The following is a 26,987-nucleotide window of genomic DNA, read 5'->3' as shown; positions in this document are numbered from 1 at the left end:
TGCACAATTTTGGAAACACATAGCGCTATCTTTCATCAATTGAGCACTCTCCCAAATCATCAAATAATTGTGCCTTTTCCCTCAGCTCTGCCAACGGTTTTCTCTCTAATGACAACACCTCCTTTTCCACTATTTCCTTCCTTTTCTCAATCAACTTCCATAACCTTCTGCTTCGCCACTAACTCTCTCATTATCTCCTCACTATTTGCCATATATGCCAGATCTATTGGCGTGTATCCTTTTTGGTCTTTCGCATTTACGTCACCTCCCGCTTCTAATATTGCCCTCACGTTCCCTATTTCCCTCATAAATACTGCTTCATGTAGGGGGGTCCTTCCTATGTAGTTCCCAGTATTAATATTTGACCCTGCTTTTATTAGCTCCCTTACTGTCTTTTCACAACTCATTAAGCTCGCACTATGTAATGCCGTATATCCTCCATCATCTATAGCATTTACATTTGCTCCTCCTTCTATCAGTGCTTTTACATTCTCTACCTTTCCATAGAATGCCGCTAGGTGCAATGGTGTCTCGCCTCTATTGTTTCTATCGTTTGTACCTGCACCTTTTTCTATTAATAACTTTATTACTTCTGGATTTGACACTTGTGCTGCTCGGTGCAATATTGTGCAACCTGCTGCGTCTTTTTCATTTATTCCACGAAATGAATTCTCCTTTAATTTTTCCAGTCTTTTATTTAAATTGAACATTTTAGTTACCTCACTATAAAAACATACATAAAGTCGCCAATTTGGCTCACTTCAGTGCAAGATCAATTTCTTATGTTTACCTACACCTACCTAATTTATAGCTGTTTTGGCATGGAAAAGCAACTTCTTTTTTTCAAAAAACACACATTTTTACCGAATGTTAATGTAGTGTATGAAGATATAAATATATGTATTTAATTCATTAAGCATATAGGTTGTTTTTCTTCCCAGGACCTGTTCAAATGTCGATGTTCATGCCAAGTTAGTACACCTGGGTAAAATACTAAAATGTAATTTTCTAACTCCTGTATTGCATCCTTTTGCTCTGAATTTAATTCGCTTTCAAAATGAACATAGTGCTTTGCTAAACCAAATCTTATAACTTTTTGATCGGTAGAGTTTTCTACTTTGTAATGATAGGTAACGCTAAACCTTTCTAAAATTGGCTTGTATTTTAAATTCCACACTTGTTCAGATAGCTTATCACTTCCTAGTAAAAACCTTTTTCCCCTCTCTTCTATACTACTTACTGGAAAACATGCGTTTATTTCTCCTAAACTCCAACTGTCCGATAATACTATCTGCGCTTTCGCAAACTTAATTGCCGGTAATAAGCTCTGTGGTAGCGGATATAACGCTTTGAAGTTATACCACACATGATTTCTTTCATAGATGCCTCTGTAATTCTTCATGTGGGACTCGGTTTCTCCAAGGATTGCTACATCTAGGCGATATATATCATTGCTCAAAGCTTGTTCATAATGATCTCGCAAGTAACTATCTATAATCTCTACTAATGGACCTTCTGACCTGAAAAAATTTACTCTTCCAAATGATAACACTGGTCCATCTTTTTCTATTTTTACCCCCGAATAGTCAGAAAGAAGATCTCCAAATAAACTCTCATCCAATATAAATCTCTGCGCATTATAATAATCGTTAAAAATCCTCATTAGCCGTGATCTTGCAGGTAATGATAGTTTTGCTAGTTCTACTACTGCATCAACAAAGAAGTCTTTCGGAACATCTTTTATCCCTATCTGTAATTCAAAAAAGTGTTCTCCGGGTGGCTCTTCAATAATTGTAATATCTTCTATATTTGCCCATTTTAATGCTATTTTTAGTGACGCTGGTGTTCCTCTTAAACGCTGAAATTCTACCCCTTCTTTTATCGCTCTTCTTTTCTCTTTTGCCCAACGCAGAATCTCTTCTAACCCATATTCCTCTATTATCCACGGCAATACTTTTTCCCCTGGGCTAAATTTAAATCCTTTTACACAGCTTGGGTCTACTTTGTAATCGATTGCATCAATCAGCGCTTTTTCTTGCTTTGTTGCGTTTGGTGGTAATAGCATTAATTCAACTCAACATTTAAACTTTTTAAGAAAGCACACTCATTCCCCAGTACCACAACGTCCTCTTTTGGCTCTATTAATTCCACGTTTTCCACTCCTTCCACAAACAAATTCGCTATTATCCATGATCTTGTCACACTCCATCCTAATCTTTTTGCTAATTCAAATTTTTCGATAAATTTCTTCTTCACCGTTTCAATAATATCTGGTCTTTTAATGCTAATTTTACTGTGGATATCTATTTCTATAATATTGCAACTTACCACTTCTATTGTATCTGTTAAAATCCTCACATCCTCCCTGTTTAGCTGATTTCTGACAATTTCTAGTAATTCTTCTGGCAGTGTGGATAATTCTGTGGATAAGATTGAAACTTGTACTTTTCCTGGTACAGGTGATTCTACTAATGCATCTTTTACTCTCGTATCTGCTGATAATGCATAATACCGATAATTTCCTCCTGTTGACCAGCCAACTATCTTTGCTTTAATCCTTTTCCTAAATCGTTCGTCATCCTCTTCTTTTTCTCTTTCAACTCCGTAAAACTCAGCTAAACGATCTAGGTCTTCTCCTCCTGCAAACTTCAGTAAATTACTTTTTACCGCTTCGTTTATTCTTTGTCTCAGCAAAAGCTCTCTCCACGCTGCTACTTCCAAAATCTTTATTGCTGGATCACTTTCTACCAATACTGTAAAACTTGAGTCTCGACGTATCAACTCCTCCTTCATACGTGAAAAGATTTCTTCGAAGTTCAGTGGCTCAATAATGTTAGGCTGCTCCATCTTTATACCACAACTCCATCAAAGCGAATCTTTTCCCCCATTGGTAAGTACAATCCTTCTAGGTCAAGCGTTACTTTTCCTTCTTTCACTTCTGTTATTTTTACTTTTTCTAACTTAAATCTCTTTTCCCACTTTTGTAGTGCTTCTGCTGTTGCTGCGTAAATTTCTAACGTAAAATCACGATTGATTGGCCGGTCAACTAACTCAAGTAATCTTGACCCATAGCTCCTGCGCATTATTCTGCTGTTAATAGGAGTAGTTAAAATATTAACTATTGATTGCTTTAAATGTTCTATTCCTTCTAACTCTTTTCCTGTTTTAGCATCCATACCTCTCATTTTTAGCTCGCAAACACGTTTTCACTTCCACTTATTACTTTAAACCCACAAGATACTGAATCCCCAACTCTTCCTATACCATGACCATTTGCAAACACTGTTTTTGACCCTTGTGCCATTACCTTACCTTCTGTAAAACTATCTCCTTGCCGACAAACTGGTCTTCCGTTTACAAATATATCTCTGCTTCCACTTATACAAAAATGCGGCAACGCTTCCCCGCAGTGATCTCCTAGGCATATAACTGATTTATTCATTCCTTTTCCTAATTTAGATTTATTCTTTGTGCCTTAAGTTTTATTCCATCCTTTGTCATCTCTACGCTTGATCCTTCTACTTTCAACGTTATTTTATCTACTACATCAATCTCAAGATGATGATTCTCCTTGTCGTACGATAATTTTGTTCCATCTTGAAATTTTACACTACTTACTTCTTTTTTACTTTCCGGAGGAGGATACTTTTCCTGATATATTGCCGGTAACACCACCCCTAATGACAACTCTCCATATGGCGATAATACCATCACCTGCTCATCAATATCTGGGGAAAACCAACTTCTATCTTCTCCCGCTCTTGTTGTTATCCACGGTAACCAATCGGTCAAAAATTCTCCTACTTTTACCCGCACTCTTGCCTTTTCATAGTCTATCTCTTTAACTAGACCTATACGAATAATGTTCGCTAGCCTTCTATTTAGCTCTGCAATGGCAAAATTATGGTCTAACATGTACTTCACCTATCTCTATAATATGCGGCGTAACTCCGCCTGAAAATATTGACTTGCCTACATGGATTTCATGCACCCATTCAACCATCCACACTAGATATGCATCTAATTCTGGCCTAAAATCATCTCCTCCTGCTGATATAAATTCACCTGCTGAAACATTTTCCACGTCCCAAGTATTCTTATTCACTACTCTCGCAACTTCCGCTGCCAGTGACCTTACCACTACCTGAGAATCCTCAACTGTTCCATCAACTACTACTCTTGCCTCAAATCTTGCCCTCAACGCTAATTCCTCAGTCCCCGGATCTTTTCCTGGCTCTAAACTCACAAGCTCTACAAACACCGCTGGCGCTAATAATTCTTTCCTTATTGCAGGATATACTTCACATGATTATACATATTGATGCTCCTATAAAAAATTTGGGTTGTTGAGTTTACCATTTTTAAAATCCGTAAGGATTCTAACAGTCTCTGGCGTATCTTCAAATAAATATTTGCCTTTGGTTTTACTATAATCTTTTCGTATTTTAATTTGGCCATTATCGATTCTATAATAAAGCCAATATTTAGTAACATTGAGGATTTTTGCAATTTGTGGAACAGTAAGGTATCCAGGTACTTTAAGTGGTTGTGATTTATTCTTTTCTCGCATAATATTATTTTTTAATCGAATATTTGCTACTGTACATTCTAAAACGATATTCTTTGAGCATGAGGGAGAACGATGTCCTTGTTTTTCTAAGTACTTAGCGATTTCTGCATCTGTTTTACCTTCTTTACTCAACTCTATTATAGACTGTTCCATTTCTGCTGCTCTAGTCAATGTGTGGAAGGAGCGTACTGGAATAGGAACGTGAGAAGTCGTAGTTTCACCGCCATGCCATACAATGCGTACTTGAAGGCAATCACGTCTGATCCGGTGTGCTACCACCTTATCAATTAGACAACGAAGAAAAGATTTTTGTTGCTGACGTGACAGAACTGATTGATGCCAAATTTCAGGTAATTTCTTACCTACATCTAAAAATACTGTTTTCAGTTCCTCAGATAATTGAGGAATCGGTTTACTTGGATACTGACGTTCACATGTAATTTCCGCTTGCTTAAGTTCATTCAACGCTTGTTCCCAACGTCTTTCAAGTTCTGCAGCTACAAGACGATTATCAGGATCAACTTGATTAAATTGTCGTTCTGTCAATCCCACTTGGTATCTCAGGCGTTCTAATTGTTGTAAATAAGCTTTATTAACTGCTTGTTCAGATTGTAGTTGCGAATTAATAGCCTCGGTATAAGCGTCTAGCTCGATTTGACTAAGTGCTGCAAAAAATTTAGGAACTACTTCATTGTCAATAATATCAGCAGGTAAAAATTGACATGCAGGTAAAAGATATTGTTGGTGTAAGTACTTGCATAAATAATGATTTCCTCCTTTATACTTCACTCTCATTTTGTGTCCACATTCTCCACAATAGATTATTCCATGTAATAATGCTGCACCTGGTCTAGCTATACCACGTGTTCTATTGTGATTATACTCTGCATGATTATCTTTTAGTATTCCCTGAATCTTTATAAAAGTTTCCCAATCTATATAAGCTGGATATTTATCTTTAATCAGAACTTTCCATTCCTCCATTGGCAATTTCTTTGTTGTTTTGTCAGCAGAAGATGGTTTGTGACGTGTAGTACAAGAACGACCATAAACAAATGCTCCTCCATAAGCTGGATTTTTTAGTGTTGAGAGAATTGCTGTAATCGTCGGTTTTTTCCATTGCAATTCTTTAAATTTGTCATACCTAGGAATGGTAAGTTGGTTGTTGTTAAAGTATCTTAGAACTTTTGCTACTGTTCGCTTTTCTAAAAAAGTTTCAAAAATAAGCTTAATACGGTGCTGAACTTCAAGGTTAGGATCCTTATGCACAGAATCATCAATGTTACGAACGAAACCGACTGGAAGGGATAAGGCTAAATCTTGTATCTTGTCAAAAGCATCTAATGTTTTAAGCTTAAGCATTAGGTGGAGAAGGGAGGAACTCTGTGCTTCTTCTTAGATATAAAATCTGTAGAGGAGATAAGAATTCCCTTCTCAAAAGTATAGGCTGGACGGTATCGTAGAAAGACCTGAATGGTTCTAATTCTGTATTCACAAGACTAGCCTTACTTTTCATTTTTAATGGTAACGTATGGGGTTATATATGATCAACAACTTTTTGGGCATAGATATATCAAAAGATCGCTTTGATGTTTTTCTCTCATTTATAAGCAAAAAAGGAAAGCGTGAAACTAGAAAAAGAAGCTTTAAGAACGATGATCATGGGTTTCAAAGTCTACTGAATTTTCTACACAAACATAATGTAGAAAAAGTAAAAACCTGCATGGAATCTACTGGTTGTTATAGCGAAGCACTGGCTGAATTTCTACACAATGCTGGACATTTTGTAAGTGTTGTAAATCCTTATTGCATAAAATCTTATGCAAGGAGTAAGCTGATACGACAAAAGAATGATCAGACCGATGCAGAAGTTATTGCTGATTATTGCCAAAGACAGGAACCTTCTAGTTGGACACCACCTTCTCCTGAAATGAAAAAATTAAAACATCTTTATCGTTGCTCAGTTGCGTTAAAAGATGAGTTAACATTAGTAAATAACCACTTAGAAAAAAAAGAGAGACTGCCTAAAGAAGTTGCAAATGCTTGGGAAGACCTTGCAATGAATATAGCTCAAAAAATAGAAACAATAAAAAACTCCGTACGTGAACTATTAAATCAACACAAAGAATTGTTGGAAAATTTTCAACTTCTATTGACTATTCCAGGCATAGGAGAAGAATCAGCAATAGCTATTTTAGCTGAAGTTTCTGATATAGAGGTTTTTAGAGATGCCAGGCAATTGGCAGCATATACAGGAGTTATACCACGAAATATGACGTCAGGTTCCTCTGTATATGCCAAACCCAGATTAAGTAAATCCGGTTCACAAACATTACGTAAGGCACTTTTCTTTCCTGCCATAGTAGCTAAGAATCACAATCCTATCATTATGAGCTTTTGCCAAAGATTAAAGGAAAAGGGTAAGCATAATATGGCCATCGTTGGTGCTGCAATGCGTAAGCTACTCCATATCATTTTCGGTATTCTGACATCCAAAAGTGCTTTTGATCCTAACCATATCAAAAACTACAGGGCTAAGAGGTTGACTGAAGGTTTAGTACTTTAAAATCAAAAATGCTTCCTATCTATCTTATGTAAAGTGGTATCTTACACAAATTTATTGAATGTTGTTGGTTAGTGGATATGTTGATAAGTAAACTTCATCTGTTTTGTGCGTATAAAACTAATTTATACCAAATCTCATAAATAAGTAGGCAAATAACTCACAGAACAAATGGTTTTGATCGAACTTTCCGTAATATTACGAATGAATGCACATACAGTATCCTCCAATAAACTAACAGAGTCATATATTCTATTTTTAATGAGATTGTCTTTCAAATATTGCCATAAACGCTCTACTGGATTTAACTCTGGTGAATATGGAGGTAAATAGATTAAGGTAATATTTTGTGGTATTTTTAAACCTTTGGATCTATGCCATCCTGCACAATCCACAACAAGAAATGCCTCCCTTGTTCCTAAATATTGTGACATCTGCTCAAGGAATATATTCATACAATCAGTATTGACGTTTGGTACGAATAAGCTAGAACTCTCTCCATTTCTAGGATTAACTGCACTATAGAGATAAAAGTTTTGCCTACCTAATTTTACCTTAACCTGTGTCCTAATGCCTTTTTTAAACCACCCGTGTCCAATCTTTGAATGTGTGCCAAACCGCAACTCATCGAAGAAAAATAGCTCTTTTTCGGGATACGTGACAATAGTTTCATTAAGATTTTTTTTTAAACTCTTCTTGTTTATTTTTATCCTGTTTATTGTGCACAGGCCTTGGAGTAATATACGAAAAACCTAACTTTTGCATCAGTCTATGTGCTGTAGACTTACTTACCTCAATAGAAAACATTTTCTCAATTATGATTTTTAATTTCTTAGCCGTTAGGTTGGCTCCTTCTTCTGCTATGACATTTTTAATTTCTTCTTGCTGCTTGTAGCTCAACTTCGGCTTTACTCCACGTCCTGGTTGTATTTTAAACGCATTGACTCCTCCTTCCTTAAATCTTGTAATCCACTTCATCAATGTAGTTCTAGTAATTCGGTATATTTGAGCAACTTTTGTTATTCCATATTCTTTTGCAGATATTATTGCCTGTAATCTTCTTCCTATCTCTCCTCTTATGCCGTGCTTCTTTAATTCCAGGTTACACTTATTATATAATTCTTCTCCTATTGCTTTACTTTTTCCTGCCATAACTCCCCACTAATTCTTAAATTATTCTATTTTAGAAATTTTTCTTTATTCGTCTATTTATTTTTAGGAATTGGTATTACTTATCAACATATCCACTAACTATAATCTGTGTACTGTTACACAATTGGAAGTATTTTTTGATTTTATGATGCAACTTGGGAAATTTTTATAATTTTTTTGTTGACTAACAAGACGGTATCTCCTCTGGTTGCTTTATTTAGCAGTCCAGCATTTAGTCTGGCTCTTATAGTAGATAACTCCATTTCAGCAAGCTGTCCTTTCAGACCAAGTAACAACCGACCATTAATAGTACCAGGGTCATAAACACCATCCCGATCAGCTATCAAACACTGTTTATAGCCACATATATCCAATAACGGATACCAGTCAGAACAATTACGTGACAAACGAGTCACATCGTAAGATAGGATAATCCCTACCTTTGATAAAGCGACTTTAGCGAGAATCTCTTTATATCCTTCGCGCTTTTCAGCACTAGCACCAGTTAAGCCGAGATCATTATCAATAACAACAATATTATCAGCTTTCCACCCAAGGTCAATTGCTCTTTGTTTCAGTGCATACTGTAACTCCAAACTTTCTTGATTGCTCAGTGCTTGATGAGGTGTTGATTGTCTGATGTAAATTATTGCTTCGCGTGCTAGATGTTGTACTGTGATTAGCTCTGATGTACTCATGAATAACCTTTTTTGATCCTAGTAATATATTTTCTAAAACTTCTGACTTGAGGTGTTGCGGCATTTTCTTCCACACTCTATTTGGTTTACATGGCATAATTTATACTCCTTTGCTAGAGAAACAAATTCGTATAATGAATTCCATGTTAACTTACTGGTGAGTAAATCTTGCTTACCGGCCAAGTTGGTAGCAGAAAAAGGAATACGCAGAGTTATATTACTACGGTAAATAACGAGTACATTACCACTGTTATAGGCTTTTACACTGGCAGATGATATGGGAAAAGTCCTACCGAATAGCGGATGTGTTGGATCTGTAACTGTAATTTCTTTTTGGTTGTTGAAGGGGGTATTAAGGTGATTGATCGCAAGTTTGAATTGCTGGTATTTCTTCCTTCAGTGTGCTGCAAATTGCTTGATGTAAATCTTTCCAGAACTTTGTCATGCATATAATTTAACTCATGTAATGTATAAAATATTTTTCAAATACCTTTTCAACTTCATAATTAACAAGATTCCCTATTATCCTTGAAGCCTCAGGTTCTAGTGGCAACTTAACTTCCTTTATTGGTAATGCTGTTTTTCCCTCGCGTTTGAAAGCTCCTTTATAACCTCTTGGCATCGTTGCAGTAAATGCTCCTATAAACTCATGATTTCCTATTTTCGTACCTCTTTTTGTTTCTCTCATACTGCCAATAGATGAAGCCCTTACATCATACAAGTTTGCTCTTATTAAAACCTCTTATACCAATTCCTAAAAATAAATAGACGAATAAAGAAAAATTTCTAAAATAGAATAATTTAAGAATTAGTGGGGAGTTATGGCAGGAAAAAGTAAAGCAATAGGAGAAGAATTATATAATAAGTGTAACCTGGAATTAAAGAAGCACGGCATAAGAGGAGAGATAGGAAGAAGATTACAGGCAATAATATCTGCAAAAGAATATGGAATAACAAAAGTTGCTCAAATATACCGAATTACTAGAACTACATTGATGAAGTGGATTACAAGATTTAAGGAAGGAGGAGTCAATGCGTTTAAAATACAACCAGGACGTGGAGTAAAGCCGAAGTTGAGCTACAAGCAGCAAGAAGAAATTAAAAATGTCATAGCAGAAGAAGGAGCCAACCTAACGGCTAAGAAATTAAAAATCATAATTGAGAAAATGTTTTCTATTGAGGTAAGTAAGTCTACAGCACATAGACTGATGCAAAAGTTAGGTTTTTCGTATATTACTCCAAGGCCTGTGCACAATAAACAGGATAAAAATAAACAAGAAGAGTTTAAAAAAAAATCTTAATGAAACTATTGTCACGTATCCCGAAAAAGAGCTATTTTTCTTCGATGAGTCGCGGTTTGGCACACATTCAAAGATTGGACACGGGTGGTTTAAAAAAGGCATTAGGACACAGGTTAAGGTAAAATTAGGTAGGCAAAACTTTTATCTCTATAGTGCAGTTAATCCTAGAAATGGAGAGAGTTCTAGCTTATTCGTACCAAACGTCAATACTGATTGTATGAATATATTCCTTGAGCAGATGTCACAATATTTAGGAACAAGGGAGGCATTTCTTGTTGTGGATTGTGCAGGATGGCATAGATCCAAAGGTTTAAAAATACCACAAAATATTACCTTAATCTATTTACCTCCATATTCACCAGAGTTAAATCCAGTAGAGCGTTTATGGCAATATTTGAAAGACAATCTCATTAAAAATAGAATATATGACTCTGTTAGTTTATTGGAGGATACTGTATGTGCATTCATTCGTAATATTACGGAAAGTTCGATCAAAACCATTTGTTCTGTGAGTTATTTGCCTACTTATTTATGAGATTTGGTATAAGTTCACGCAAACCGAGTGAAGAAAGTTTAGAATCACCAATAAGTAGTAGAAGGAGCAGTATGAGCTCAATATTAAGCTCTGCTGGAGAAAATAACGATCCACAAAAAGAAGATACTGGGAATCAAATGCAACCAGAGCAGACTGCAGAAGAAGAGCCACAGGTGTCATCCCAGTGCGTGACACTGGGATCCAGAGAAAAAGAAAGTATGGATCCAAATAGTCAAACTACTCAGATGACAGGCGGTCAGACACAGGATTCAACGCAACCCGAAGAAAAAAGGGATAGAAAAAACGCCACTACAACCGTGCAGAAATTTTCTGTGAATAAGAAAAAGGGTGAAGATATTCCACTTAAACAACCCAATAACAGAAATCTTCACGTTGCACTCGTAGCAGGTTGTGCTCTCTCTACAATAGGGTGCATTGTTGCAGGAGCAATGACATCAGGACTGGTAGGAGCAGGACTACTTGCTATGGCTGCAGTGTTTGCTATAGCAGCAGTAGCTGAATTGCATTCAAACTTCCTATCAAGTAAATTAACATCCATTAATGTGGAACCTCTTGTTGATGATAAAAAGCTTACAGCATGTTCACATCTGTAAAAATTAAATATGTGTTACTTGTAGTGGATAAGTGAATTCAGTTCTTGCCTATTGATATAAAAGTTGTTATATTTGAGGAATATTTAAAGGGTATTTAGTTGATGCGCATTCAATTGAATAAAGTTTTGGTTTTTATAGCCTTATTAAGTTTCATTTTTGCATCATATTCTAGCGAAGCTTCGGTGAGTGATGAATTAAAGGATGTACAAGAAACGGTAAAAGATTTTATTTCTTCATTTTCAATTAAAGATACTGTAGAAAATATGAGTCCTTCAACAATCATAGGGTTGTGTATAGCTGCGGTGATACTTGCAGTAGTGTTCAGAGGTCTAATCTTTTTTATGATAATGTTTGGTGTACTGATCATGATGTTTGGTAGTACAGAAAAGGCAACAGACTACTTAAAAGAAAAATTTAATTTTGCAAAAGATATAAAATTACAATCCGATAGCGAAAAAAAAGATAAAAATTAAGATAGTATTTTTATCTTTTTTAATTATCTTTATTGAATACGCATATGCAGCTAAAAGTACAAGCAATTAACTCTAAGTTTGAAAAAAAGAACAACTTAGCATTACTAGAGAGCATTGATTTAGATTTCATTCCTTATGCTTGTCATTACAATGAAGAAACTATACTAACAAAACAGGGAGAGTTGTTAAAAATAATCAAGTTAGAAGATTATTCTTCTGTTGATAATTACAGCGACCTTAGAACTGAAATTAGAAAAAGCATATCAAAAAATATTAATAGCCTATATTTTACCGTTTGGATTCATACTGTCCGAAAGCGCAATAAATTGAGCTTAAAATGGAATAAAACTGAAGACTTCTCTGATAAGCTACATTCAGCGCGGTTTGATAAACTCACTGATAGTAAATTACAGTATATAAATGAATTATATATTGTAATATTGTTTAGCGATTTTGGTAAGCATACTAATAATTCATTTTTTTTTAATAGAATAAAGAATAAGCATAAGCTGTCTTTACAAGAAAGCCACCAGGAGTTGCAAAAGATAACTGACTTAATTCACGATGATTTAGAACCTTTTGGAGCTAAAAAACTGGGTCTAAGATTTAGTGAAGGTAAAATATATTCTGAAATGATAGAATTTCTCCACTATATTGTTACATTAACGCACAAAGATTATCCAATACATGAAAGGGACCTGTCGCAATATATTAGAAATTTTAAAATAGCTTTTGGTTTCAATACGTTTCAGACAATCTTTGAAAATCAACAGAAATTTGGCTCTGTTTTCAGCATAAAGGAATACCGAGAAATCTCCTTAGGCAATATAGATAGGTGCTTGCAGCTTGAATCTGAATTTATCATTACAGAAATAATGATATTTACTAGTAATAGTAAGGCAATAAAAGAATTTAATAAACAAATTAACATGCTGCAAATTAGTGAGGATAATACCTTACTTAAAAGCTCAGGAATTGAAGAAATAATAGAGCTTGAAAAGACCTCTAGTCTAGACTTCTGCCAACAGAAAATTATTTTTACAATATTTGCAGACGATAGGAATAAGTTAGCCGAAAATATTAGTGATTTATCTTCTATAATGTCATTAATTGGCTTCATGATATTTAGAACTGATCTACATATGGAAAGTCATTTTTGGGCACAACTTCCGGGCAATTTTACCTTTATTACACAACCGAAAAATATATTAGCAAAATATGCTTGCAGTTTTGCTATGCTGCATGATTTTACGTCAGGTACATTAAAAGGAGGAAGGTGGAAAGAAGCGGTAACAGTTTTTTTCTCAAAAGAAGGAAATCCTTACTTCTTTAATTTCTATGGAAAAAGAAATAATGGCCATACTACGATACTTGGAGCTCCAAATTCAGGCAGAACTTCACTCATTAATTTCCTATTATCAGAATCAAGAAAGTTTAACCCAAGAATTGTCATATTGGATAACACTGGAAAGTCGATAATTTTTACTAAAGCAGTGAGTGGTAAATATTATATAATCGATCCGAAGTATAAGGACAAAAGCCTAAAATTTAATCCACTAAACATTGAAGATAGTGCTTCCAATCGCAATATGTTGGTTGAACTGATCAAAAGAATGGTAGCCGATACGAGCTTGGTGGACGTAGAAGAAAAGATAAGAAAAATTGTGGATTCTATATTTGCTATACCCAAGGAGTCACGTTCTATTGCGCAAATTTCTGAGGTGCTTTTGCTCCTCGGGGGTAAAATAAGTAGATGGTGTGACGGTGGTGAGTTTGCTTACTTATTTCAAGATGGTAATGAATCAGATATTGACTGGGAAACAAAAATTATATCTCTCAACACCGCAAACCTCACAAAACGAAAAGAATGTATGTCCGTGATACTTTACTATTTTTTATATTCTTTTGAGGCAAAATGTGATGGCTCGCCTGCAATACTTGTTTTGGATGAAGCATGGGAGATAAGTAATATCTTTCCTACAGAGAAAGAGTTTGATAACTGGATGCAAAGAATGACGGAACTAAATGTTGTAGTAATCCTAAGTACTGAAAACTTAAACCTCACATTTGCTAGCAAATTTACTCAATATTTAGATAAACATGTTGATACAAGGATCTTGATGCCAAACGTCAATGCAAATAGGTTATACATGAAAGCATTTTCTTTATCGAAAGAGGAGCTGAATATAATTCTGCAGACGCCAACACAGGAAGGTTTATTTTTGATAAAGCAGTATAAAGGGTTAGTAACTTTAAATTTAGATTTAAAGAATATGCAAGAAATACATGTACTTTCAGCTAACAAAGAGACGATAAAGTATATGTACGAGGCAATAAAGGAAAAAGGAGAAGAAGTTAATGAGTGGTTACCGGTGTTTTATGAAAAGTGTAAAGCTTAAAGCTAATTTTTTTTTCCTAGTATTAATTTTGCTAATTGCAAGTAATGGATATTCTGATACCTGTGGAAAGATACGTTTTCACACTGAAGCTGAAGCTGCGGCTAACAAAACTGGAAAAGGCTCAGCAAATTTTTTTACCTTTAATTGGAGCAATCTAGATTTTGATGAAAAGTTATTACAATACATTAGAGTCACAGCAATAAAAGACCAAGGAATTGATGGTTATTTCAATCCAAGGATTCAAGTCTGTGATTACGAAGGAAAAGATAACTGCTATCAATTAGGTAACGGAACATCCTGCCGCCAAATATATGGAACACAGACAAGTGGAGCTGGAGTTTCTGCAGTAGTTTTTATCGACTGGGAAGGAGATAAAATGTTAGGTGATGGAAAAATTAAGGAAGGAATTGCAAAAGGTCTCGAGTGGGAGTGGGTAGATAATGTTACTGATGAAGAAAAAAGGAAATTTGCTAATTCTCCTAAAATATGTGCTTGTAGCCAAAAAGCGGCTTGTATAAGTGGTATTTTTGAATGGGCTGATAAAGTAGGTGAAGGAGCAAATATTTTTCGCCCTGGAAGAATGGAAAATGTTTGTGATACTTGCTACCAAGAGAAAATAAAATGTGCTCCTATTCCACTTGCACCTGCCCCCCCTCCGTTTTGTGAACAACTTGCGATGTCACCTCCACAAGTTAGAATTGTTCCTATAACAGATGAAGAAAATGATTACTTTAACCCTAAAGTTAAGGTAATAGCTGGTGATCTAATAAAAGAAGACGGAAAGATTGGAAAAGCATTAGATTTTCCCAGAAAATACAAAAAAGATAAAGCTAAGGAACGCCCTACTTCGGATGAAGTTAGGAAGCATTCTATTTTGGATAAAGATGGCACGACACATTACTTCAAAACTTATAGAGAAAAAGATAAGCTCTGTGCTGAATACCTTGGAACTCAAAGTATAGATGAAAAAAATCCACAGTTCGTCCGCTGTTTCCCGGCACCACCTGCTCCGGAGCCTGAGGTAGTAGAGATAGTAAAAAGTAACACGCCTGGAAAGCAGAGTAACACGTTAAAGATAAGAATGAAGATGAGTGAGAACACTTGTACTTATGAAGCACGTGGAACTTACAGCAATGGTTTATGTACTTTTAATGTTAATGTTGGTTCTTCTACAAACATTGGCCCTCTATCTTTAAAGGTAGTAAAACCGAGAATAGTTAAAAAAACAACTGATAGTAATAACGAAAAAAGTTATATTGATAATATTATAGAAGGTATATTAGAAAGTAATCCGCAACAATTTAAAGTTCTGAAAAAATATGGCTATGTTCCTGATATTGAAACGGAATGTAAAGAGTTTCAGGGAGATAAGTGCAAATTGAACAGCTTAGGACAACCAGAAGTAGAAATAAAATATAAAGAAAATTCTAACAGTAGAATGCTTTGTCTTTCTGGATGGCAGCCAGAACCAGAGGAGTTTGTTCTTGAAAGAGAAAATAAAATAATACCACTAAAATTAATGGGAACAAAATATATTCAATACAATGCTGTTTACTCAAAGGAATCAAATCAGTTCTATTATCTTCCAAGCAAGGAAAGGGAAACAGTCGACCTCTTAAAAATAAAAAGACTTCAAGATCAGTTGGATAAAATAATATTTAATAAGCAAGGGTATGTTTTCTTCCCTGACGACAATAAACAGGAAAAGGGGAAATGCAGTTACTGTGTAAAAAGAAATGATGAAATAGACGATGCATTTAAATCTAGTAAAGGACTGAAAGTAGTATACAAATTGACGGATGTAGAGCATAGAGAAAAATGTAATCAAGGTGATGATGGTTGCATCTGCTCTGATGGAAAATGCAGCCGTTCAAAACAATATTTGAATAAAAATGAAAATGATAAGCAATTTTACTTAAGGTATGAGGAAGTGGATTGTAAAGATAAGGATGGTAAAGTATTAAGAGATGAAAAAAATGAAGTACAAAAGTGTACACAATTAAAAGATCAACTGATTAAAGCAGATAGAACAGAGGTCTTTTACGCTGATAAATTGTGTAGGTTCGATTTAGAAGGTCTCAAAGAGAAGTTAAAAGAGATAATCGAGAAACAACCGGAAAAAGAGAAACAAGAACCGAAAAAAAAGAGCGAAAAGTCCCATGATTTTGGAAATGGAAATCATGATGTGGATGGCTCACAAATAATATCTAGCCATGTTGAAATAGAAGTGTGGGGAAGTGGTGAAGCAGGTCACATAGAAAATACACCCAAACAGTATATGGATATGCACGCCAATAAGGATGCCTGTTCCACTGAAACTAGAGCAGGAATGCCAGGAGATTATATTAAAGCTGAATTGGAAATTGATCCTGATTATCCTATCATTGAGGTTAAAGTTTCGGAGGGAGGAGGTAACCAAGAATCTAGATACACAGATAAGGATGGGGGGCCTATTTTTGTAAGAAAGTGTAGTGTAGGCAAAAAAGAGTGCAAGGATTTAATCACTATGGGAGGTGGAGGTATCTATAAAATGTATCCGCATGGAAATAATTATAATGATTATAGGAGTTATAAGAGTTATATGGAAACAATAATTGATGATAGTGTAAAATTAAAAAAAGAAACCAAAACAACAGGATTGCGGGTTACTGAAGATAATAAAATAACATATATAGAAAATGGTGAAATCAAGTATGAAACAGTAAAGTGTAGCAAGGGTTTTAGAAGCAGTAAACCTGGTGCAGGTGGTTGCATTGATAAAAGCAAAGGAATTTATGGTAAAGGTTCTGCAGGGCAGGTGAAGGTAACGCCTATTATAAAGGGATTTGACAAAAACATAATAAAGGATGCTATTGAAAAAAAATAGGAAATCAATATGATCCCGGGGAGGTTAGGGATTTTTCGAGGAGTGAGTTTGACACGAGTTTAACTAAGATGATTGAAGAGGAACTCAAAAAAGAATTGTTAAGGTAAAAAGATATAACTCTGAAAATTATGCTCTCGTTTTAATAATTAATTAAAGTAAAGCATGTAGTAAATGGTGTATCTTAACAAAAAGGTATAACGAATGTAGGAGGGTGCTTTATGTCTCTAAAGAATAAAATTTCTGAGCTAATAGAACAACAATTTAGCATTAAATACCATGACAATTATTTGGCTACCACTATACATAAGTGGGCTGCAAATGAAATATCTAATTCTATTGCTTTTTGCATAATTGGTTGTGGAAATTGCAAGATTGGATATCAAGATGTTGCAAATTCATTCAACATAACAAAAGAAGAAATTGATCAAGATAATATTGCAAGCATAGAAAGCAAAATAAAAAGTGAAGCTGAAAAATCAGGTAGTGAGTTTCTTAAGTTGATTTCTAGAATGGATCAATCGCTAAGAGAACAAAGTGAAAAGTCTATTGTACAAATTTTAAACTCATCTGCTGAGGAGATGTTACAGAGTTTTTGTGACAGCACTATATGGCAAAATAATTCTCCAGAACCTCAAGAAGTTAGTGCAACTCCTGCTTCATCTGAAGAGTCTGCTACAGAAGGTTTGGAAACTACTACTAATCAAGGTCTTTCGCCAGTCTAATCAACTCCCCATATAGATTCTTTCTGTACCCATGCTTTGCGTTTCGATGAGGACAGCAAACACCATTTTTCACTGCATTTTTTTATTTCTATTACAACAAACTTGTCTATTTTCATAGTAATCTTGCTGTCTACACTCTGTTTTTGATATCCATAAGTATCTTCTTTTATCATTGCGTGGTGCTTATCACTAAGCAGATTGCCTTTTATCCATCCGCAGTCTTCATCTATATCGCAGACCTTTTTCCAACTCTCAAACTCTTCTATCACTTTCAGGGGCAGATTTTTGCAAGTGTATATCCATTTTACAGGATAGTGAAACCCTGGCCCCGTTCTCATGTTGATTTTATTTGATTTGGTTGAAACAAAGTTATTAGCAAACAAGCTATGGCTAAATAATAAAAACAATAGGATAATAGTACTGAACCAAGATCCCAGTGTCACGCACTGGGATGACGTGAGGGATAGTGTAACAGACTTATTCATCATAATTCACGATTAGATTGACATAAGATAAAGAGTAAATTAAAAATTGAATAGATCTTTAAATGCAAAATCAATGCCTATAGAAATATTAATGCCTGCTCTTTCACCGACAATGAGCAAAACTGGAGGAAAAATTGTAAAGTGGCATAAAAAAGAACAAGACAAAGTTGAAGTAGGCGACGTAATTGCTGAGATAGAGACTGATAAAGCCATAATGGAGTTTGAATCTATAGATGAAGGAGTTTTAGCAAAAATTTTAGTAACAGAAGGAACAAGTGGCGTGCCTGTAAATCAACCAATAGCTTTAATGCTGGAAGAAGGAGAAGATGAAAGTGCACTTAACAACTATACTTCAACTTCCATCAATAGTGCAGTTAAAAAGGAAGTGACAAAAAGTGCTGTTGATAATCAAAAATCAGAACACCAAGATTTAAACGGAAAGCCAACAAGTCATTCTTCGGTGTCATTCCAGCGCGTGACGCTGGAATCCAGAAGAAAAGAAGCATGGATCCCAGTGTCAAGCACTGGGATGACAGAGGGTTATGTAGAAGGTAGAATAAAAATAAGCCCATTAGCTAAGAAAATAGCTCAAAATGAAGGGGTTAATGTGCAGCAATTAAAAGGTACAGGACCATATGGTCGCATAATTAAGGCTGATGTGTTGGAGTCTTTAGGTAGTGGTACACGCATTGAAAGTCGTGAAAGGCTCGAGGAAGATACCATGGTTGAAGTAAGCAATATGCGCCAAGTGATAGCACAGCGCTTAACTGAATCCAAACAGAATGTTCCACATTTTTATTTAACTGTAGACTGCCAGGTTGATAAGTTAATATCGTTAAAAAACGAGATTAGCTCAGCAGATGAAAATAACAAAGTAACAATTAATGACCTAATCATAAAAGCTGCAGCTTTCAGCATGAAAAAATTTCCTGATATAAATTCTTCGTGGATAGATAATAAAATACTTAAATACTCGAATGTAGACATTTCAATCGCTGTGGCACTTGAAGATGGGCTAATTACTCCTATAGTAAAAAATGCTGATAAAAAGGGTATTTTATCTATATCAAAAGAAGTGAAAGATTTAGTAAGCAGAGCAAGATCTGGAAAATTAAGGCCAGAAGAATTTCAAGGAGGTGGGTTTACTATTTCCAATTTAGGAATGTTTGGTATAAAAGCCTTCAGTGCTATAATCAATCCGCCGCAATCTTGCATTATGGCAGTTGGTGCATCCAAAAAACAACCAATTGTTATGAATGAGAAAATAGAGATAGCAGAAATAATGACAGTAACACTTTCTGTTGACCATAGAGCAGTTGATGGAGCATTAGGAGCAAAATTTTTAAATGCCTTTAAGCATTATATAGAGAGTCCTCTGGCGATGCTTATTTGAAACCTATTAGCATCGTTATTACAAAATTAATACCTCTAAGTTTATAATTCTACTAGTTAATAGGCTTAGAGGTAAAAAAATGAATACTACAGTAGAAAAAAATAATCCAAAAATTTTTCCTAAAAATGAAGGAAAGATTAACTCAAAAGGCATGGTTGCCCCACCGGTACCACCAAGAGCACCAGAGACCAAGTTATCGTCGCAGAATGAGTTAGAAAAAATAGTAAAGCTTAAGAAAGTTGCTCCACCTGTTCCTCCGAAATCTTCCCAAGCTAAATTTGCTGGAAGGCGAGCAATTTTTGAGCAGAATGGAACACCAAAACAACCAGCTAAAAACACCTCTGATAATCTTGAGAGAACATTTGGTCCAAGAATGCAAAATTTGATGAAAAATCATAATATTGACATTCATGAAAGCACTAATAAATTAAATGCAAGAGAGAAAGAAAGAGAAAACCTAGGTTTTTCTCCTAAACAGCAAAATAACCAAAAGGTTGAGACTAACAAAAAAACTTATAATCCTCTTGATTGGAATCCAATCTATCAAGGTAAAAAGCTCTTTAGCTTAGGCAATACGTCGAGTAATTCGTCTTCATGTAGTGAAAAAAGTAATATTTCAGATATAAGCGATAAGTCTAATAATTCAAACATTGTCAGATGTAATATTACTAGGAGTAACAGTAAGGAAGACCTTCGTAAACCTGATGCTTCATATAATGACAAATCTGCAGGCAAAAAATTATCTAATGTCAATGTAAGCGAATTAATCAGAAAGTTTGAACAAGGTAATGACATAGTAAAGGGGCGTTAATCAAATATTACCCTATCTTTGTATATGCAAAGGTAGGGTATCTTTTCAAAATATTATATCCTTTATAGCTTTGTTAATTTTTGATTCCTTCTCTGCAAAAGCAGCTTCTAGAGAGGTTTTAAGTTTTTCCCATTCCTCTTGACCATTTAGAATTAAAGATTTATATTCATTTTCAATTTTTTCCAATGCTCTTTGACATGAGGAATCTAATACTAATTCCTAAAAATAAATAGACGAATAAAGAAAAATTTCTAAAATAGAATAATTTAAGAATTAGTGGGGAGTTATGGCAGGAAAAAGTAAAGCAATAGGAGAAGAATTATATAATAAGTGTAACCTGGAATTAAAGAAGCACGGCATAAGAGGAGAGATAGGAAGAAGATTACAGGCAATAATATCTGCAAAAGAATATGGAATAACAAAAGTTGCTCAAATATACCGAATTACTAGAACTACATTGATGAAGTGGATTACAAGATTTAAGGAAGGAGGAGTCAATGCGTTTAAAATACAACCAGGACGTGGAGTAAAGCCGAAGTTGAGCTACAAGCAGCAAGAAGAAATTAAAAATGTCATAGCAGAAGAAGGAGCCAACCTAACGGCTAAGAAATTAAAAATCATAATTGAGAAAATGTTTTCTATTGAGGTAAGTAAGTCTACAGCACATAGACTGATGCAAAAGTTAGGTTTTTCGTATATTACTCCAAGGCCTGTGCACAATAAACAGGATAAAAATAAACAAGAAGAGTTTAAAAAAAAATCTTAATGAAACTATTGTCACGTATCCCGAAAAAGAGCTATTTTTCTTCGATGAGTCGCGGTTTGGCACACATTCAAAGATTGGACACGGGTGGTTTAAAAAAGGCATTAGGACACAGGTTAAGGTAAAATTAGGTAGGCAAAACTTTTATCTCTATAGTGCAGTTAATCCTAGAAATGGAGAGAGTTCTAGCTTATTCGTACCAAACGTCAATACTGATTGTATGAATATATTCCTTGAGCAGATGTCACAATATTTAGGAACAAGGGAGGCATTTCTTGTTGTGGATTGTGCAGGATGGCATAGATCCAAAGGTTTAAAAATACCACAAAATATTACCTTAATCTATTTACCTCCATATTCACCAGAGTTAAATCCAGTAGAGCGTTTATGGCAATATTTGAAAGACAATCTCATTAAAAATAGAATATATGACTCTGTTAGTTTATTGGAGGATACTGTATGTGCATTCATTCGTAATATTACGGAAAGTTCGATCAAAACCATTTGTTCTGTGAGTTATTTGCCTACTTATTTATGAGATTTGGTATAACTCCTCATACAAATCAGTATTTACTGATTGCAGTATTACCAAAAACGAAAACAAATTTGGAGCAGGTAATTCTTCTCTTGTGTAATTCAGAAGACACAGCTTTATTTTTTTTACGCAGTATTCTATTGTTTTTAACGATAGTAAAAGGCTTTCTGCATAAAATATAAAACTATCTACAATCAAATTTTTTGACTTTTTCGGTAATTTAATATTTTCAAATAGTTCTTTTGTAAATTTTTCTATCGGTTGCTTCGGTAAATGTAAAGAGAGATCAGTAAAAGATTTTAGGTCAAAATTTGGTCCAAGTATCGTGCTAATGGCTTTATGCACATTGCTCTTATCTTTACTTACAGAAATAATGAAAACCAGCCCCTCCACATCAAGCATATACTTTATAGATTCCAAAAAATCGACAACGAATTTAGGGCGGCACACATCAAGATTATCCACCATTATATAAATGTTTTTGTCTTTTCTAATTCTATTAACTACTTTTGCCAATTGTGTTTTAAAATCCTTAATGTTTTCTTCTCTTCTTTGAAGAGTATTCAACTCTCTCAGTACAGAACCAATATCTTTCCTATCAGCCTCTTTTGTAGCGTCAAGCAATACGGAAAGCATAGCAAGTGGAGATTTACTGATCAGCTTTCCTAGTGTGTTTAGAGAAAATAGTTCTTGGTTTATGTTCTTGAACTGTTGTATAACGCTTCTTTTTACTTCATACGATGCAAATAAATCTTCAAATAGAAAATTTAAAAAAGAAGGAAGTGGTTGATCCAGTGCATTGATATCCCATGCGTTATAGTAAGCTGCAATTTCATTTTGCTGTTTTAACTCTTTTACCCACTCTTTCAGAAAAAACGTCTTACCCCATCCGTCATATCCTTCTAAAGATATTATTGTAAAAAACTGATCAATCGTTTTAATTATAGTGTTGAATTTGCCTGAAAATTGCTTATAGTTTAGACGGTCATTTTCCCAAGCCGCCACTTGAAGTGGTGGCGCTGTTTCTTTCTTCTTGAACGTTATTAACGATGCAAGTTTTTTTAAGCACATAAGACCCTTACGCTATATTTTACTATAGTATTTTATAAGTTAAGAGTCCAGACAATCATTTACTTAGTAATCCATGTTTTTCTAACACATTAATAGAAATGTTTTTCAAGCTACTTACAGGATCAAGCACACCATATGGATCATATGTGATAGTTTTTATTCCTGTTTTTTCTTCTATGCATCTTTCCATGTATTGCACGTAATTTTGTGTAAGATCGTCTATTACTTCCTGTGTTTCCTTTAAACTTTTACAATCTTTGAATTCAGTTACTAGTTGTTCAATTCCACTTTCATAGAGTCCAGAATAGTTTTGAATTATAAAACTCCTGTTTTTAATAGCTTTTTGTATTAAAGGAAACATCCCGTTTATATAAGCTAAGCTTCCTGCATCCAAACTGATATCTATTGTTAACTTTCCTTTTTCCTTCCATAAGTCTATTTTTTCCTCCATGATTTTCCTACTATCACAAGTTTTTATTAATTCTATTAGTGCAGAATTACCATACTTATCAGATACCCAGTCACTATGCACAAAGTTTTTATACACCAGCATTAATGGAAATATAAAGCTTAGGTTATCAATATATCGAGCATATTCGTCTTGATTTACTTTTCTTATTATTTTGCTGAAATTAGGTTTAATAATAATATCCTTATATCGAGCATATTCGTATTCGTCTAGATTGAATTTTCTTGTTATTTCGCTGAAATTGAAATAAGGTTTAATAATAATATCCTCATATCGAGCATATTCGTCTTGATTTAATTCTCTTATTATTTTGCTGAAATCAGGTTTAATAATAATATCCTTTAATAAATCTGTATTGTGAAAATTAATATCGCTTTTTGTTAAAAGTAGATCATTTGATTTAAAATCAAACTCTTTTAATTTTTTCACTTCTAAATTAGGCATTTGTAGTCCTAAGTCAATCTTTATATCCTTTAATATGTATCCAATTCGTTTACTATCTGCGTATTCTTTGTTAAATAACGCAATGAAATCAAGAGCGGTTGATCTTAATTTTTTGATTAACCAATTATAAGTATTACGTACTCCATCTAATACAAAAGTTAACATAACTCCTCATTTTAAAACACTATGTTTTAAGTGTACAATATTTTCAATTAGTAAAGCAAGTTTTTAGGCTGAAGTATGTCACTAAAATTTAGTGTTTTATAAGTAGTGGTAGTATGGTAAGAAACTTATAGCTTGCTAAAAAGAAATGGAATGACTGTGATAATTATTTAATATCCTGTCTTGAAGTAAGTGCTATCCTCAGCGTTCCTTCATCTAGGTAGTCAATTTCTCCGCCCATTGGTATGCCGCAAGCAAGACGTGATATTTTCACATCCAAATTTTTTAGCAATTCAATTATATATTGTGCAGTAACTTGGCCCTCTAATGTCGGATTAATTGCGATAATTATCTCTTCAATTTTAGATTTTGTCACTCTTTCCAGAATAGTATCAAGGTTAAGTTCTTTTGGACCTATGCCATTTATCGCAGACAATCTGCCCCCCAAAACATGGTATAAACCTGAATATATATTTCCTTTTTCAAACGCCCATAGATCACCCAATTCTTCTACTACACACAGTAACTTAGTGTCACGTTTTGGGTTAGTACAAATAGAACAAGGTGACTTAGTATCTAGATTTCCGCAAACTTCACACTCTATTATAAGATCTGCTAGCTCTTTAATCAAAGATACAAGTGGTAGCATAACTTTCTCTTTGTTTTGGAGTAAATGTATAACCAACCTGCGTGATGATGATGGTCCTAAACTTGGCAATTTAGAAAAAGCATGAACTAGATTCTTTATGTTAATGTTCATTCAATAAATTCAGAATAGTTCATCAAATGGTAACATCAAACCCTTTGTAAAGAAAGTGGTAAGTTTCTCTTGATCCCACTTTGATTAGCTATAGAAAAAATTTTTTACTCTAATGCAAAAAATTACTTCCGCAAACTTAAAGCCTGATTATAATAGACTTCTTGCATAACCCAAACTAAGTAGAAAAAAGGTATAGCTGACCCAAGCAACACGTCATACCGCCGCAGTATCTCTAGATCCCGCTAACAAGCAGCGGGATGACTACCCCTACAACAACATTGCAAGTATTGATTTCTCTCCCCATGAGAAGAGTCTGGAAGCTCTTTCACTCTAAACACGATGTTCACATCCTCAAAATTAATCTCAATTCGCTTAACTAACGTTCTAATAATATCACGTTTAGTTAGCCAGTCTGCATTATCAAGACTTGAGTTAATACTAGAGGAAAATCCCTCTAAATTTGTTACTACTAGAGTGAACTCTTGTGTGAGTTTTTTCTGATCAAATGTTTTTTTCTTTTGTTCTTCAACCATTTTTAAGTTTTGTTTCATTGCTTTAATTCTTGGCTCAAATTCTTCTTGATCAATATATTCTTGAGCATCACTATCAATTAACCTTGCAATACCACGTTTTAATTTATCTTCTTGTGCTTCAAGCAAAGCGCTTTTTTGATCTAGTGGTAAGTTCTGAAAGTCTTCGTTTATACTCCTCTAATATTCTATTCGGATTTTTTAATAGATGCTTTACTTCTTCCCACACAGCTATGTCTAATGTATCTGTACGAATTAATTTGTTGTTACACATTTTATTACCACCAAAACGGCGTGCCAATACAACGATAATACACCTGATTATTAGTTTTTTTCCCTCCTTATTCCTTGCAGTGCTAGTACCATAATATGCATAATTACAAAGCTTACATACTACTAAACCTTGCAATAAATATCTTGCTCCTCTTTGTCTTGTTCTTGCTATTTTTCTATTCTCAGCTAATTGTTCTTGAACTATATCAAATAAATCTTCGTTTACTATACTAGGTACTTTAATATAAATCCAATCCTCTTTTGGAACAGGATAAGTAGAATAATTATCTTTTGGTTGCTCGCAGGAGTTTTTTTTGGTCTTATATATTTTAATTTTACGCCTAACCTTGTTTTACCAAAAGCTGCTTGTCCTCTATAAGCAGAGTTTTTTAACATACTCAAAACTACAGCCCTATCCCAATATTCTTTTCCTGTTCGCGTCATAACGGACATAGCACTTAGCCCACGACATACTTCTCCTATACTCGCTCTTTCTCTTCCTACCCAAAAAAATACTTTACGCACAACTTTAGCTTCTTCTTCATAAATTTCAAATAAGGCTTGTCCTGTCTCTGTATTTTTATTTATATAATGATAGCCATAAGGAGCAGCTCTCATTACACTTATATAACCCTTATTGGCTGCATAAATCTTTCCTCGGCAGCTTCCTTCCATGATTTTTGCACGTTCATATTCTGCTATCATACCTTGCATTTGTAATAGTAATTGAGATTCTGGATTATCGCTAATTTAAAAAAATGACTTCTACTCCTAGTTTCTTGAACTCTTCAAGTAATACCATCTGATATGCATACTTGCGAGATAAACGATCAGGAGAATGAATATAAACCTTATCAATGCTACCTTCTGCTATTTTATCACGTAATTTTTCTAAACCAGGACGGATTATATTAGAACCATTATCAATAAATTTATATTCATTTAATAATTTATGTCCGTCCATACTAATTTGATTCTCTATAGCAGCAATTTGACTTGCTATTGTACCTTCTTGTGCTTGTCTCCCTGAAGAAACTCTTGCATATAATCTAACTGTTACCATTTAACCCTCCTCAAATCTACTTTCTTACATTCAGAGTTTTCTTCCTTTTTGCTCACTTTTATTGGTTTACTTAACACTAATTTTTCATATGCATCTAATAGATACAACTCTGCTAATCTATTCACTTCATAACTACAACGAATACAAACTATTAATTTCTTGTTGCCCATTAGCTCTCCCATATGTTATTCATCGAGACATATGGTTATTTGATCACTAGCTCTATAAATAAATTCAACTCTCTGTTCTTTTTGTAGAAGCTTTCGGGAAATAGTTTTCTCAAGTTTCAGATTTCTTCCAATATTGTTGGCGGAGTCCCTACGTCATACCGCCGC

29 protein-coding genes and 3 pseudogenes are annotated in these 26,987 nt (G+C 34.4%); 10 read left to right on the top strand and 22 right to left on the bottom strand.

Going from position 1 to position 26,987, the window contains the following annotated elements; translation table 11 throughout:
• Positions 1 to 25: 25 nt before the first annotated feature.
• From AAGD99_RS07425 to AAGD99_RS07385, 9 genes and pseudogenes are all read right to left on the bottom strand, one after another.
• Positions 26 to 154 (bottom strand): hypothetical protein, encoded by a 129-nt coding sequence (locus tag AAGD99_RS07425; RefSeq protein ID WP_341823020.1) that lies wholly within the window; start codon positions 152 to 154, stop codon positions 26 to 28.
• Positions 147 to 710, bottom strand: coding sequence for an ankyrin repeat domain-containing protein (locus AAGD99_RS07420; RefSeq protein ID WP_341823019.1), 564 nt, complete (start codon positions 708 to 710; stop codon positions 147 to 149). The genes AAGD99_RS07425 and AAGD99_RS07420 overlap by 8 nt, the downstream gene beginning before the upstream one ends.
• A 194-nt stretch (positions 711 to 904) precedes the next feature.
• Positions 905 to 2,065, bottom strand: a complete 1,161-nt coding sequence (locus AAGD99_RS07415; protein WP_341823017.1) for a phage tail protein — start codon at positions 2,063 to 2,065, stop codon at positions 905 to 907.
• Positions 2,065 to 2,847 (bottom strand): baseplate J/gp47 family protein, encoded by a 783-nt coding sequence (locus AAGD99_RS07410; protein WP_341823016.1) that lies wholly within the window; start codon positions 2,845 to 2,847, stop codon positions 2,065 to 2,067. The genes AAGD99_RS07415 and AAGD99_RS07410 overlap by 1 nt, the downstream gene beginning before the upstream one ends.
• A gap of 2 nt (positions 2,848 to 2,849) precedes the next feature.
• Positions 2,850 to 3,185, bottom strand: coding sequence for a GPW/gp25 family protein (locus tag AAGD99_RS07405; protein WP_341823015.1), 336 nt, complete (start codon positions 3,183 to 3,185; stop codon positions 2,850 to 2,852).
• 2 nt (positions 3,186 to 3,187) lie between these two features.
• Positions 3,188 to 3,442, bottom strand: a complete 255-nt coding sequence (locus AAGD99_RS07400) for a PAAR domain-containing protein (RefSeq protein WP_341823014.1) — start codon at positions 3,440 to 3,442, stop codon at positions 3,188 to 3,190.
• 8 nt (positions 3,443 to 3,450) lie between these two features.
• Positions 3,451 to 3,915: a phage baseplate assembly protein V gene (locus AAGD99_RS07395; protein WP_341823013.1), complete on the bottom strand. Its 465-nt coding sequence runs from the start codon at positions 3,913 to 3,915 to the stop codon at positions 3,451 to 3,453.
• Positions 3,902 to 4,309: pseudogene (locus AAGD99_RS07390) on the bottom strand (hypothetical protein); the annotation flags it as partial. The gene AAGD99_RS07395 and the pseudogene AAGD99_RS07390, both read right to left, overlap by 14 nt.
• An 18-nt stretch (positions 4,310 to 4,327) precedes the next feature.
• Positions 4,328 to 5,932, bottom strand: coding sequence for a recombinase family protein (locus AAGD99_RS07385; RefSeq protein ID WP_341822747.1), 1,605 nt, complete (start codon positions 5,930 to 5,932; stop codon positions 4,328 to 4,330).
• A 181-nt stretch (positions 5,933 to 6,113) separates the two neighbouring features.
• Between AAGD99_RS07385 and AAGD99_RS07380 the strand changes: the two genes are divergently transcribed.
• A complete protein-coding gene (locus AAGD99_RS07380) occupies positions 6,114 to 7,136 on the top strand; it encodes an IS110 family transposase (protein WP_341823012.1) in 1,023 nt (340 codons plus the stop codon).
• A 134-nt stretch (positions 7,137 to 7,270) separates the two neighbouring features.
• Here the strand turns inward: AAGD99_RS07380 and AAGD99_RS07375 are convergent.
• From AAGD99_RS07375 to AAGD99_RS07365, 3 genes and pseudogenes are all read right to left on the bottom strand, one after another.
• A protein-coding gene (locus AAGD99_RS07375; RefSeq protein WP_341822277.1) for an IS630 family transposase occupies positions 7,271 to 8,285 on the bottom strand; the annotation gives its coding sequence in 2 pieces (ribosomal slippage) (positions 7,271 to 7,819 and positions 7,821 to 8,285; 1,014 coding nt in all).
• Between the two features lie 143 nt (positions 8,286 to 8,428).
• Positions 8,429 to 8,983, bottom strand: a complete 555-nt coding sequence (locus AAGD99_RS07370; protein WP_341822745.1) for a recombinase family protein — start codon at positions 8,981 to 8,983, stop codon at positions 8,429 to 8,431.
• A gap of 454 nt (positions 8,984 to 9,437) precedes the next feature.
• A pseudogene (locus tag AAGD99_RS07365) lies at positions 9,438 to 9,725 on the bottom strand (phage tail protein); the annotation flags it as partial.
• A gap of 79 nt (positions 9,726 to 9,804) precedes the next feature.
• Here AAGD99_RS07365 and AAGD99_RS07360 point away from each other — a divergent pair.
• The 6 genes and pseudogenes from AAGD99_RS07360 (at position 9,805) to AAGD99_RS07335 (ending at position 17,893) form a co-directional block, all read left to right on the top strand.
• Positions 9,805 to 10,819 (top strand): IS630 family transposase gene (locus tag AAGD99_RS07360; RefSeq protein WP_341822214.1). Its coding sequence is split into 2 segments (ribosomal slippage): positions 9,805 to 10,269 and positions 10,271 to 10,819, totalling 1,014 coding nucleotides; the frame shifts between segments, so codons are not numbered across the junction.
• A gap of 377 nt (positions 10,820 to 11,196) precedes the next feature.
• Positions 11,197 to 11,433: pseudogene (locus AAGD99_RS09030) on the top strand (hypothetical protein); the annotation flags it as partial.
• Positions 11,434 to 11,534: 101 nt separating this feature from the next.
• Positions 11,535 to 11,906: a hypothetical protein gene (locus tag AAGD99_RS07350; protein ID WP_187297371.1), complete on the top strand. Its 372-nt coding sequence runs from the start codon at positions 11,535 to 11,537 to the stop codon at positions 11,904 to 11,906.
• 44 nt (positions 11,907 to 11,950) lie between these two features.
• The gene (locus AAGD99_RS07345; protein WP_341823010.1) at positions 11,951 to 14,305 is read left to right on the top strand and encodes a type VI secretion protein; all 2,355 of its coding nucleotides are present in this window, start codon (positions 11,951 to 11,953) and stop codon (positions 14,303 to 14,305) included.
• 28 nt (positions 14,306 to 14,333) lie between these two features.
• Positions 14,334 to 17,171: a hypothetical protein gene (locus AAGD99_RS07340; protein ID WP_341823009.1), complete on the top strand. Its 2,838-nt coding sequence runs from the start codon at positions 14,334 to 14,336 to the stop codon at positions 17,169 to 17,171.
• A 218-nt stretch (positions 17,172 to 17,389) separates the two neighbouring features.
• Positions 17,390 to 17,893, top strand: coding sequence for a hypothetical protein (locus tag AAGD99_RS07335; protein ID WP_341823008.1), 504 nt, complete (start codon positions 17,390 to 17,392; stop codon positions 17,891 to 17,893).
• Here AAGD99_RS07335 and AAGD99_RS07330 read toward each other — a convergent pair.
• Positions 17,890 to 18,300 carry an SH3 domain-containing protein gene (locus AAGD99_RS07330; protein ID WP_341823007.1) on the bottom strand — a complete coding sequence of 137 codons (411 nt, stop codon included), beginning with the start codon at positions 18,298 to 18,300 and terminating at the stop codon, positions 17,890 to 17,892. The genes AAGD99_RS07335 and AAGD99_RS07330 overlap by 4 nt on opposite strands.
• Positions 18,301 to 18,451: 151 nt before the next feature.
• Between AAGD99_RS07330 and AAGD99_RS07325 the strand changes: the two genes are divergently transcribed.
• Positions 18,452 to 19,771: a pyruvate dehydrogenase complex dihydrolipoamide acetyltransferase gene (locus tag AAGD99_RS07325; protein ID WP_341823006.1), complete on the top strand. Its 1,320-nt coding sequence runs from the start codon at positions 18,452 to 18,454 to the stop codon at positions 19,769 to 19,771.
• Between the two features lie 79 nt (positions 19,772 to 19,850).
• Entirely contained in the window at positions 19,851 to 20,582 is a 732-nt protein-coding gene (locus AAGD99_RS07320) for a hypothetical protein (RefSeq protein ID WP_341823005.1), read from the top strand.
• Between the two features lie 45 nt (positions 20,583 to 20,627).
• Here the strand turns inward: AAGD99_RS07320 and AAGD99_RS07315 are convergent, their stop codons facing one another.
• Positions 20,628 to 20,768, bottom strand: coding sequence for a hypothetical protein (locus AAGD99_RS07315; protein WP_410529926.1), 141 nt, complete (start codon positions 20,766 to 20,768; stop codon positions 20,628 to 20,630).
• 100 nt (positions 20,769 to 20,868) lie between these two features.
• On the opposite strand from AAGD99_RS07315, the gene AAGD99_RS07310 reads away from it, so the two are divergent.
• A protein-coding gene (locus AAGD99_RS07310) for an IS630 family transposase (RefSeq protein WP_341822214.1) occupies positions 20,869 to 21,883 on the top strand; the annotation gives its coding sequence in 2 pieces (ribosomal slippage) (positions 20,869 to 21,333 and positions 21,335 to 21,883; 1,014 coding nt in all).
• Here AAGD99_RS07310 and AAGD99_RS07305 read toward each other — a convergent pair.
• The 8 genes from AAGD99_RS07305 to AAGD99_RS07270 all read right to left on the bottom strand — a co-directional run bounded on the left by AAGD99_RS07305 (position 21,878) and on the right by AAGD99_RS07270 (position 26,822).
• The gene (locus AAGD99_RS07305) at positions 21,878 to 22,951 is read right to left on the bottom strand and encodes a P-loop NTPase fold protein (protein ID WP_341823004.1); all 1,074 of its coding nucleotides are present in this window, start codon (positions 22,949 to 22,951) and stop codon (positions 21,878 to 21,880) included. The genes AAGD99_RS07310 and AAGD99_RS07305 overlap by 6 nt on opposite strands.
• A 55-nt stretch (positions 22,952 to 23,006) precedes the next feature.
• Positions 23,007 to 24,029: a hypothetical protein gene (locus tag AAGD99_RS07300; RefSeq protein ID WP_341823003.1), complete on the bottom strand. Its 1,023-nt coding sequence runs from the start codon at positions 24,027 to 24,029 to the stop codon at positions 23,007 to 23,009.
• A 163-nt stretch (positions 24,030 to 24,192) separates the two neighbouring features.
• On the bottom strand, positions 24,193 to 24,786 hold the full coding sequence (recR, locus tag AAGD99_RS07295; RefSeq protein ID WP_410529925.1) for a recombination mediator RecR: 594 nt from the start codon (positions 24,784 to 24,786) through the stop codon (positions 24,193 to 24,195).
• Positions 24,787 to 25,028: 242 nt separating this feature from the next.
• Positions 25,029 to 25,445, bottom strand: coding sequence for a hypothetical protein (locus tag AAGD99_RS07290; RefSeq protein WP_341823002.1), 417 nt, complete (start codon positions 25,443 to 25,445; stop codon positions 25,029 to 25,031).
• On the bottom strand, positions 25,438 to 25,725 hold the full coding sequence (locus AAGD99_RS07285) for a zinc ribbon domain-containing protein (RefSeq protein ID WP_253307215.1): 288 nt from the start codon (positions 25,723 to 25,725) through the stop codon (positions 25,438 to 25,440). The genes AAGD99_RS07290 and AAGD99_RS07285 overlap by 8 nt, the downstream gene beginning before the upstream one ends.
• Before the next feature lie 89 nt (positions 25,726 to 25,814).
• Positions 25,815 to 26,303 (bottom strand): recombinase family protein, encoded by a 489-nt coding sequence (locus tag AAGD99_RS07280; RefSeq protein ID WP_264735839.1) that lies wholly within the window; start codon positions 26,301 to 26,303, stop codon positions 25,815 to 25,817.
• Positions 26,304 to 26,334: 31 nt separating this feature from the next.
• Complete coding sequence (locus AAGD99_RS07275) at positions 26,335 to 26,652, bottom strand: recombinase family protein (RefSeq protein WP_264328686.1); 318 nt, start codon at positions 26,650 to 26,652, stop codon at positions 26,335 to 26,337.
• A complete protein-coding gene (locus AAGD99_RS07270) occupies positions 26,646 to 26,822 on the bottom strand; it encodes a hypothetical protein (protein WP_264687851.1) in 177 nt (58 codons plus the stop codon). Before AAGD99_RS07270 ends, AAGD99_RS07275 begins: the two co-directional genes overlap by 7 nt.
• Positions 26,823 to 26,987 lie beyond the last annotated feature (165 nt).

The sequence above is a fragment of the Wolbachia endosymbiont (group A) of Clivina fossor genome, assembly GCF_964026865.1.
GTDB lineage: Bacteria > Pseudomonadota > Alphaproteobacteria > Rickettsiales > Anaplasmataceae > Wolbachia.
The sequence above is the reverse complement of the archived record's forward strand: the minus strand, read 5'-3'. Positions and strand labels throughout refer to the sequence as shown.

Excerpts from the sequence above, each read along its gene's own strand:
- recR (WP_410529925.1), bottom strand. The coding sequence starts at position 24,786 with ATGAACATTAACATAAAGAATCTAGTTCATGCTTTTTCTAAATTGCCA.
- AAGD99_RS07345 (WP_341823010.1), top strand. The coding sequence starts at position 11,951 with ATGCAGCTAAAAGTACAAGCAATTAACTCTAAGTTTGAAAAAAAGAAC.
- AAGD99_RS07275 (WP_264328686.1), bottom strand. The coding sequence starts at position 26,652 with ATGGTAACAGTTAGATTATATGCAAGAGTTTCTTCAGGGAGACAAGCA.
- AAGD99_RS07270 (WP_264687851.1), bottom strand. The coding sequence starts at position 26,822 with ATGGGCAACAAGAAATTAATAGTTTGTATTCGTTGTAGTTATGAAGTG.
- AAGD99_RS07280 (WP_264735839.1), bottom strand. The coding sequence starts at position 26,303 with ATGCAAGGTATGATAGCAGAATATGAACGTGCAAAAATCATGGAAGGA.
- AAGD99_RS07385 (WP_341822747.1), bottom strand. The coding sequence starts at position 5,932 with ATGCTTAAGCTTAAAACATTAGATGCTTTTGACAAGATACAAGATTTA.
- AAGD99_RS07410 (WP_341823016.1), bottom strand. The coding sequence starts at position 2,847 with ATGGAGCAGCCTAACATTATTGAGCCACTGAACTTCGAAGAAATCTTT.
- AAGD99_RS07350 (WP_187297371.1), top strand. The coding sequence starts at position 11,535 with ATGCGCATTCAATTGAATAAAGTTTTGGTTTTTATAGCCTTATTAAGT.
- AAGD99_RS07335 (WP_341823008.1), top strand. The coding sequence starts at position 17,390 with ATGTCTCTAAAGAATAAAATTTCTGAGCTAATAGAACAACAATTTAGC.
- AAGD99_RS07370 (WP_341822745.1), bottom strand. The coding sequence starts at position 8,983 with ATGAGTACATCAGAGCTAATCACAGTACAACATCTAGCACGCGAAGCA.
- AAGD99_RS07320 (WP_341823005.1), top strand. The coding sequence starts at position 19,851 with ATGAATACTACAGTAGAAAAAAATAATCCAAAAATTTTTCCTAAAAAT.
- AAGD99_RS07395 (WP_341823013.1), bottom strand. The coding sequence starts at position 3,915 with ATGTTAGACCATAATTTTGCCATTGCAGAGCTAAATAGAAGGCTAGCG.
- AAGD99_RS07415 (WP_341823017.1), bottom strand. The coding sequence starts at position 2,065 with ATGCTATTACCACCAAACGCAACAAAGCAAGAAAAAGCGCTGATTGAT.
- AAGD99_RS07325 (WP_341823006.1), top strand. The coding sequence starts at position 18,452 with ATGCCTATAGAAATATTAATGCCTGCTCTTTCACCGACAATGAGCAAA.
- AAGD99_RS07400 (WP_341823014.1), bottom strand. The coding sequence starts at position 3,442 with ATGAATAAATCAGTTATATGCCTAGGAGATCACTGCGGGGAAGCGTTG.
- AAGD99_RS07300 (WP_341823003.1), bottom strand. The coding sequence starts at position 24,029 with ATGTTAACTTTTGTATTAGATGGAGTACGTAATACTTATAATTGGTTA.
- AAGD99_RS07420 (WP_341823019.1), bottom strand. The coding sequence starts at position 710 with ATGTTCAATTTAAATAAAAGACTGGAAAAATTAAAGGAGAATTCATTT.
- AAGD99_RS07305 (WP_341823004.1), bottom strand. The coding sequence starts at position 22,951 with ATGTGCTTAAAAAAACTTGCATCGTTAATAACGTTCAAGAAGAAAGAA.
- AAGD99_RS07405 (WP_341823015.1), bottom strand. The coding sequence starts at position 3,185 with ATGAGAGGTATGGATGCTAAAACAGGAAAAGAGTTAGAAGGAATAGAA.
- AAGD99_RS07380 (WP_341823012.1), top strand. The coding sequence starts at position 6,114 with ATGATCAACAACTTTTTGGGCATAGATATATCAAAAGATCGCTTTGAT.